9 protein-coding genes are annotated in these 7,236 nt (G+C 74.0%); 5 read left to right on the top strand and 4 right to left on the bottom strand.

The window, feature by feature from the left end; translation table 11 throughout:
* Positions 1-162 precede the first annotated feature (162 nt).
* Positions 163-576, bottom strand: a complete 414-nt coding sequence (locus ACRWND_RS29815) for an ankyrin repeat domain-containing protein (RefSeq protein ID WP_431954922.1) — start codon at positions 574-576, stop codon at positions 163-165.
* A gap of 374 nt (positions 577-950) precedes the next feature.
* Between ACRWND_RS29815 and ACRWND_RS29810 the strand changes: the two genes are divergently transcribed.
* Both ACRWND_RS29810 and ACRWND_RS29805 read left to right on the top strand, forming a co-directional pair.
* Positions 951-1,145, top strand: coding sequence for a hypothetical protein (locus ACRWND_RS29810; RefSeq protein WP_018534760.1), 195 nt, complete (start codon positions 951-953; stop codon positions 1,143-1,145).
* Between the two features lie 389 nt (positions 1,146-1,534).
* The gene (locus ACRWND_RS29805) at positions 1,535-3,157 is read left to right on the top strand and encodes a hypothetical protein (protein ID WP_431954919.1); all 1,623 of its coding nucleotides are present in this window, start codon (positions 1,535-1,537) and stop codon (positions 3,155-3,157) included.
* Positions 3,158-3,214: 57 nt separating this feature from the next.
* Here the strand turns inward: ACRWND_RS29805 and ACRWND_RS29800 are convergent, their stop codons facing one another.
* Positions 3,215-3,715, bottom strand: coding sequence for a metallophosphoesterase family protein (locus ACRWND_RS29800; RefSeq protein ID WP_431954917.1), 501 nt, complete (start codon positions 3,713-3,715; stop codon positions 3,215-3,217).
* Positions 3,716-3,875: 160 nt separating this feature from the next.
* Between ACRWND_RS29800 and ACRWND_RS29795 the strand changes: the two genes are divergently transcribed.
* Together ACRWND_RS29795 and ACRWND_RS29790 are read left to right on the top strand one after the other, a co-directional pair.
* On the top strand, positions 3,876-4,322 hold the full coding sequence (locus ACRWND_RS29795; RefSeq protein WP_431954915.1) for an ATP-binding protein: 447 nt from the start codon (positions 3,876-3,878) through the stop codon (positions 4,320-4,322).
* Positions 4,323-4,439: 117 nt separating this feature from the next.
* Entirely contained in the window at positions 4,440-5,468 is a 1,029-nt protein-coding gene (locus tag ACRWND_RS29790) for a GlxA family transcriptional regulator (protein WP_431954913.1), read from the top strand.
* Positions 5,469-5,533: 65 nt separating this feature from the next.
* Here the strand turns inward: ACRWND_RS29790 and ACRWND_RS29785 are convergent, their stop codons facing one another.
* A complete protein-coding gene (locus tag ACRWND_RS29785) occupies positions 5,534-6,172 on the bottom strand; it encodes an HD domain-containing protein (RefSeq protein ID WP_431954911.1) in 639 nt (212 codons plus the stop codon).
* 246 nt (positions 6,173-6,418) lie between these two features.
* Positions 6,419-6,643, bottom strand: a complete 225-nt coding sequence (locus ACRWND_RS29780; RefSeq protein WP_431954909.1) for a DUF397 domain-containing protein — start codon at positions 6,641-6,643, stop codon at positions 6,419-6,421.
* A gap of 301 nt (positions 6,644-6,944) precedes the next feature.
* Here ACRWND_RS29780 and ACRWND_RS29775 point away from each other — a divergent pair, with 301 nt between their 5' ends.
* Positions 6,945-7,157 carry a hypothetical protein gene (locus ACRWND_RS29775; protein ID WP_431954907.1) on the top strand — a complete coding sequence of 71 codons (213 nt, stop codon included), beginning with the start codon at positions 6,945-6,947 and terminating at the stop codon, positions 7,155-7,157.
* Positions 7,158-7,236 lie beyond the last annotated feature (79 nt).

The following is a 7,236-nucleotide window of genomic DNA, read 5'->3' as shown; positions in this document are numbered from 1 at the left end:
GTCCCCCGTCACACCGAAGATCACGAGCCCGGACGGGCCCGCGATGCGCGGCAGCCGCCGGTCGGTCGGATCGCGCAGCGGATTTTCCCAGCTGTCGGTTTCCGTCATGGGTCCACTTCTCTTCACATCGTGGGGACGGCGTCGTCGTGGCGCGTCCGCGGGTCATGCGGCGCCGAAGAGTTCCAGGAGCGCGTCCTTACCGAACATACGGGCGGTGTCGACGGCCGAGGGGGCGCCCGCCGCGGGGTCGGCCCCGCCATCGAGGAGGACGCGGACGACCTCGTCCTCGCCTCTGAAGACGGCTCCGGCCAGTGGGGTCTGGCCGCGGTCGTTGACGCGGTCGGGGTCCGCACCGCGCTGGAGGAGGGCGGCCACGGTGGCGGCGTGGCCGTGGTAGGCGGCGAGCATCACGAGGGTGTCGCCCTTGTCGTTGGTGAGGTCGGCCGGCACACCGGCGTCCACATAGGCCGCCAGGGTCTCGGTGCCGCCCCGGCGGGCGAGGTCGAAGAGCTCGGCGGCGAGTCGCAGGACGTCGGGGTCGTGGGCCGGGTCGTGCCGCGGGGTCGGCTCGCTCATCGTTCCTCACAGCCAGTGGTCGCCGTGCGCGGGCGGGGCCTTCCTGATCCACCCTAAGCGGCCTCGGCCGCCCCGGGCTCGCCGGGCGCGTCCCGGTACGTGCCGCGGCAGGGCGATGCACCGACCGCGAGCCCGTGGCCCCTGCCCGACGCTGTCGCTCACTCGAACGGGCGACTTCCCTGCTCCATCGGCGGCGCCTGCCCCATGACGCGCCGGACGACCGGCGAGGATCACCCCCGCAGGAAACCGTTCAGCGGAGCCGAAGGAGTGAATTCTGTTACTTATCACCCATTCGCCTCTTTTCAGAACATATTACTGAATGTCATTCTGGAACCACTCATGGTGACCGTCCCCATCACACAGGAGTAGCCCCCATGATCCTGTCCATCTCAGGCGTCGTCCTGCTCGGCATCATCGTCTTCCTGTTCTTCCGCAAGGACGGGCTCAAGGCGTCCCACGCGCTCGTCTGCGCCCTCTTCGGCTTCTACCTCGCGGGCACCGCCATCGCCCCGAGCATCAAAGCCGGCGGGGCGAGCCTGGCGAGCCTCCTGGGCGGGATCAAGTTCTAGCCGTTCCACCGCCACACGGCCACGGCGCCCGAAGGGCGCGTCCCGCGCCTTCACGGCTCCCACGCCTCGTCCCGAAGGCGCCGGCGCAGTGCACGGCAGAGCGGGAACGCGTCCTCGACCGGGCCGTTCTCGTCCGGGCCGTCCTCGACCTGGGACGCCGCGGGCAGGGAAGCGTACTCCGGGCATCGCGCGTCGCGCGGCAGGCGGGCGCTCGATGACGCGGCCCCGGTGACACCGTCTTGACGGCACGGCCGAAAGCGGCCGTACCGCACGCCGTACCGCGCGGCCGGTCCGCGGTCCGGCGCCGCTCCGCACCGGGCCGTCCCCTCGTCCACCGACCGCCCCGCCCGCCCCGCCGCACATCCCGCACCCGATCCTCTGGAGCTCCCGTGGTCCGGCGCCCCCTTTCCGCCCTCCTGAGCAGCCGCCCCTCGCTCTCGCGCGGCCGTGAGCTCGCGCGGGCCGCCGTCGACAGCACCGCGGACGTCCTCCACCCGCTCCTCGTCATCGCGCGCGGCCTCGCCCGTCAGGCCGGCTGGGCGCGCGACTGGTGGCGCGACACGCCCAAGGACCGGCGCGGACCGGCGCTGCTGGCCTCCGTGGGAGCCGCCTTCCTCGTCATGGCGCTGCTGCCCTACGGCGCCTACCTGCTGGTCGCCGCCCTGATGGGCTCCGCCGGCTGGATGGGCCGGGACCGCACGCCCCTCGCGACCGGGCCGAGCGGCGCCGAGAACGACCGGCTGACCGCGCTGTACGAGGCCCTCGTGCCGTATCTGTCCGTCGCCGACGACCCCAGCCCGCTCTACGCCCACGACGGCAGCTGGGAAGGCGCCTTCGGCGACCACGCTTTCGAGGACGGGCGGCTCGTCCGCCTGCGCCTGAGGTACCCGGCCTACTTCACCGACGGCGAGGCCGCCGCCAGGGCCCGCGTCGAGCATGTGCTGCAGGCGAAGGCGGGTCGCGGCCGCGAGTACCGCTTCGAGTGGAACGAGGAGGAGAACCACCTCACCCTCACCGCGCTCCCCCCGCTGTCCACGGACATCGCCGCCCAGCGCTTCGTCACCTCCCCCGGCGAGACCGTGATCGGCTTCACCGACCCGGAGGCCGTGCAGCGCACCGTCCCCGTCGAGGACGGTGCGGAGGTCAGGGACGCGCCCCCGGTGGTGTGGCGCACCGGCCCGCGCTCCACCGAGCCGCATCTGCTCGCCCTCGGGCACCCCGGCACGGGCACCACCACGCTGCTGCGCTCGATCGCGCTCCAGGCCCTGCCCGAGGGCGACCTCGTGGTCGTCGACGGCAGCGGCACCGGAGAGTACGCGTGCCTGACCGGCCGGCCCGGTGTGCTGGCCGTCGAGAGCGGTCTCGCCGGAGCGCTGGCCACCCTGGAGTGGGCGGCGCACGAGACCGAGCGCCGTCTGATCGCCGTCAACCGCGCCCGGCAGGCCGGCCGCACCGCCCCGGACGACGTACGGCGCCCGCTGTGGATCCTCGTCGACCGGCCGACGGTGCTCAGCCAGCTCGCGCACGCCGAGAACCGCCCCGAACCGCAGGAGCTGCTGGACGTCCCGCTCCGGCACGGGCGCGCGGCCGGGGTGACCGTCGCGGTGGCCGACCACCTCGACGGGGCCGAGGCGCTCTCCCCGGTGGTCATCGCCCAGACCAGGGCCCGGGTGCTGCTGGGCGCGGTCACCGCGGAGCAGACGCAGGCGGTGCTCGGCGCGCCGCAGTGCTCGACGTCCGCGGCGGAAGTGCCGCCCGGCCGCGGCTATGTGCGGCTGGGCTCGGGGCCGGTGCTCCGGGTGCAGGTGCCGGCGACCCCCGACCCCTTCGACGAGGACGCCGCCCCCAGCCACCGCCAGGCCGTCCTGGCGCTGCTGCCGCCCGTCGGCGCCGCCCCGGGGGCGGCGGGGCGGGAGCCCGCGGCCGGGACGGCCGGGGCCCCCGGGCCGGTCCGGGTCTCCGAGCCCTCGGGCGCGGCCCGTCCGGCCGGCGACCCGGCGCTCGAGCGCTGACCGGAGCACCGACTCGAGCAGTGACCCGCGCGCCGGGCCGACGCGACCCCGCCCGGGTCAGCGCCGCGGCAGCGTGTGCAGCCGCACCTCGGTCAGCTCGCCCCCGGCGGCCACAGCGGTGAGGTACGTGCAGTAGGGCTGACGCCTGCGGTCCGTCGGCGAACCGGGGTTGAGCAGCCGCAGCCCGCCCGGCGCCGAGCTGTCCCAGGGGATGTGGCTGTGCCCGAAGACCAGGACGTCGAGGTCGGGGAAGCGTTCCTCGCAGCGGCGTTCGCGTCCCTGCGCCGGGCCGCTGTCGTGCACCACGCCGAAGCGCAGCCCGCCGAGCTCGGCACGGGCGACCTCGGGCAGCCGCGCCCGCAGCTCGTCGCCGTCGTTGTTCCCGTACACGCCGATCACCCGGCGCGACCTCTCCTGCAGCAGGTCGAGGGTCGCGACGTCGACCCAGTCGCCGGCGTGGATGACGGCGTCGGCCTCGGGAATCCGGTCCAGGAGTTCGGCAGGAAGCTCTTTGGCACGTTTGGGTAGGTGTGTATCGGACATCACAAGAAGACGCACACGTCCACGCTATCCACGCGGGGGGACACCAGCGGTGCCGGGCACGGCGGCCGGAAGGGGTGCCGACGTCCACGGCGTGCCGCACGGGGGGCGGCGTGGCCGGTGGGGCGCCCCGCGATCGCCGGGACCGCGGGCCTCATCGACGAAGGGCCCACACGTCATGTGCGGTGACACCATCCCCACCCGTTCGGCGGAACTCGTGCAACCCGCCGAGGCCGCCTACGTGGGCGCCGCACGGCACTTCACGTCCGAACTGCTGGGGCTGTGGGGACTGTCCGCCGAGGACCGCATCGCCGCCGAGCTGATCGTCGACGAACTCGCCGCCAACGCCGCCCGCCACGGCCGTGCCCAGATGTCGATACGGCTGTGCCTGCACGACGACGCTCTGGTCATCACCGTCACCGACAGCGGCGACGCCCCGCACCACGACGGGGCCCGCGCCGACAGCACCCCGCCGGACGAGCACGGGCGCGGTTTGGAGATCGTGCGCCGGCTCGCCGTGTCCACCTCCATCCACGACGACGAGCGCGGCCGCCGCGTGGTGACGACGCGGCGTCTCGCCCCGCTCCAGCGGCCCGTCGCGGGGGTCACCAGCCCGGCCTCGTAGACCCGGGCGGGCATGGGCGAGAATGACGGACCGGGCAGGGACAGGCCCGCCCGGCGTCCCGCACCGGGGTGTCCGCACCGCACCTGCCGGACGCGCATCGTCTACGGAGGAACGACAGTGACATCCCGTGCCGCCCCGGCCGTGGCGCCGCACCAGGTGCTGGTCGTGCTGTTCGACGGGCTGCAGCTGATGGATGTGACGGGTCCGCTGGATGTGTACACGGCGGCGAACGAGTACGGCGCCCGCTATGTGACGGGGACGGTGTCACTGGACGGCGGACCGGTGACGACGACCGCGGGGCTGCGGCTGGTGCCGGACCTGGCGCTGGACGAGGTCGACTTCCCGGTCGACACGCTCGTCATCCCCGGGCGCCCGGACTGGTGGGCCGCGGTCGCGGACACCGCCCTCGTGGCGGGCATCGCCCGCCTCGCGGACCGCTCCCGCACTGTCGCGTCGGTGTGCGCGGGCGCGTTCCCGCTGGCCGCGACCGGGCTGCTGGACGGTCGCCGGGCCGCCACGCACTGGCGGCTCGCCGACGACCTCGCCGCCCGCTACCCCGAGGTCGAGGTCGACTCCGACGCGATCTTCGTACGGGACGGCCGCTTCATCACCTCCGCGGGCATCAGCGCGGGCATCGACCTGACGCTCTCCCTGGTCGAGGCGGACCTGGGTCCGGACATCGCCCGCAGAGCCGCCAAGTTCCTGGTCGTCTTCATGGCCCGGCCCGGTGGCCAGTCGCAGTTCAGCGTGCGGCAGAGCCCGCGCCGGCCGGCCCACTCGGTGCTGCGCCGGGTGCTCGACCATGTGGCCGCCGACCCCTCCGGCGACCACAGCCTGCCCGCGCTGGCGGCCCGGGCCGGCGTCAGCACCCGCCACCTGACCCGGCTGTTCCGCACGGAGACCGGCGGCACCGCCGCGCAGTACGTCGAACGCATCCGCGTCGAGGCGGCCCAGGCCCTGCTGGAAGCGGGCGACGACGCCCACGACACGGTCGCCCGGCGCAGCGGCTTCGGATCGGAGGAGACGATGCGCCGCGCCTTCCGGCGCCGCCTCGGCATCAGCCCCGGCGCCTATCGCGACCGCTTCCGCACCACCCGGCCCGGGGGCATCCCCGGCACCCCGGGCGCCGCCGGACGGAAGGCCTAGCCGGGACGGGGGCCGCGCGCGGACGCGCGCGTCCCGTCCCGCTTGCTCGCGTCTCGTTCCGCGTGCTATTCCGCCCAGGGGGACCGCAGGATGGTGTCCACGAAGTTGCCGCGCACGAAGCCCGGTACGAAACGCTCCAGGACGTCGGCCTTGACGTTGCCGAACGTGGTGTCGGGGCGGGGCGCGATGCCGCGGGTGAACTCCTTGAGAATGGTGTTCCTGAAGTCGGGCCGCGGATGGACGGCGACGACGGCCTCGCGTTCCTCGGGGGTGATCTCGTCGTATCCGATGCCGAGGACGTCGACCTCGACGCCCGAGGTGACCAGGGCGATCTCGGGCGCCATGTGCCACGGGATCTCCGGCGTGGTGTGCAGGGCGATCGCCTCCCACACCAGGCGCGCGCGGTCCTCCGCGACGCCCTGCTCCAGCAGGAAGCGACGGGCCTCGTCGGCGCCGTCGATCTCGAAGCGCTGGTCGGTACGGGCGTAGGTGTCGGTCAGCCCGAGGTCGTGGAAGAGGGCGCCGACGTACAGCAGCTCGGGGTCGAAGTCCCATCCGCGGTTGCGGCCGCGCATCGACGCCCAGAAGTAGACCCGGCGCGAGTGGTGGAAGACGACCGGATCGGCGGCCTTGCGCACCAGCTCGGTCGCTTCCGCGACGAGCCGGGTGTCGGGCACCTCGATGTCCGCGATGATGTCAGCCACGTCTGATCTCCTGACAGGTGTCGGGTTGCGTTCGGCGTCCGGGCAAGGCGCCCGGTACCGTCGCAGCCATCCTCGAGCGCGGCGCTCGTCCTGCGCCGTAGGCGGAAGGGACGCACGACCCTCGGATCGGGACACACTGGCGGCAGGCCGCTCGCTCGGCGGGGCGACGCCAGGACACGTCCCGGACGCGTGACGACGCTCGGCGGGCCGCCACCGGCCCGCCGAGCGTGGGGGACGTCACGGGTGCTAGCCGAACTCGCCCTCGCGCACACCTTCCCGGAACGCCGTCCACTCCTGCGCGGTGAACCGCAGGGGCGGCAGGTCCCTGTTCTGTGCATCACGGACGGCGACGGCTCCGTCGCCGATGTCCGCCACCTCGACGCACTCCGGCAGGTAACCGCTCTTGCTGCTCTTGACCCAGCGCGCTTCCCGCAGATCCCGCGCGTAGAGGTCGGCCTTTCTCGCTCGCATGGGAACCTCCGTTCGAGGTTCGTTCAATCGTTCCCTTCCACCCTCGCCCCGGCCCTCCGGCCGCGCAAGCACCTCAGCGGGTCGCGGCGGCCGCGGGAGGGCGCGACCGCCGCGGACCGGTGGGGGCGCGATGCCGGCTGCCGCGACGCCGCCGGACCCGGAGCGGGCCGCCGGAGCCTCAGGTCCCAGCAGTCCCGAAGACAAATTTCCTTCGACGCGCCTCTTCTGACGTCTCGTCACAATCTGTCGCGCCCGGGTCGCGCCCTGTCGCGAAGCGCCGGAACGAGGCAGTATCGAACACATGGCGGCATCATCGGGGTGCGATGTCTGCGGGCGGGAGGACGACACCGTCCGCGACTGCGGCATCCGCCATGTCCCGCTCGGCGTGTGCGACGCATGCTTCGACGACATGGCGCGGGCCCGGCGGGCCCCCCTGCCGCGCCCCCTGGACGGCGCGGAGGTGATGGCCGCCGTGCTGGAGGCGCTTCACGAGGGCAGCCGCCGCTCTTCCTGAGCGGCGCCGGGCGGCGGGCCGGCGGAGCCCGGCAGCGCGAAGGTCGACGGCAGCACGGCCCGGCCGGGGGGGGGGGGGG

It is taken from the genome of Actinacidiphila sp. bgisy167 (assembly GCF_965342175.1).
GTDB lineage: Bacteria > Actinomycetota > Actinomycetes > Streptomycetales > Streptomycetaceae > Actinacidiphila.
This window is presented reverse-complemented; position numbering and strand designations above follow the sequence as displayed.

What these genes read in the sequence shown, in the direction of transcription:
- ACRWND_RS29815 (WP_431954922.1), bottom strand. Translation starts at nt 576, where the DNA reads ATGAGCGAGCCGACCCCGCGGCACGACCCGGCCCACGACCCCGACGTC.
- ACRWND_RS29780 (WP_431954909.1), bottom strand. Translation starts at nt 6,643, where the DNA reads ATGCGAGCGAGAAAGGCCGACCTCTACGCGCGGGATCTGCGGGAAGCG.
- ACRWND_RS29775 (WP_431954907.1), top strand. Translation starts at nt 6,945, where the DNA reads ATGGCGGCATCATCGGGGTGCGATGTCTGCGGGCGGGAGGACGACACC.
- ACRWND_RS29795 (WP_431954915.1), top strand. Translation starts at nt 3,876, where the DNA reads ATGTGCGGTGACACCATCCCCACCCGTTCGGCGGAACTCGTGCAACCC.
- ACRWND_RS29810 (WP_018534760.1), top strand. Translation starts at nt 951, where the DNA reads ATGATCCTGTCCATCTCAGGCGTCGTCCTGCTCGGCATCATCGTCTTC.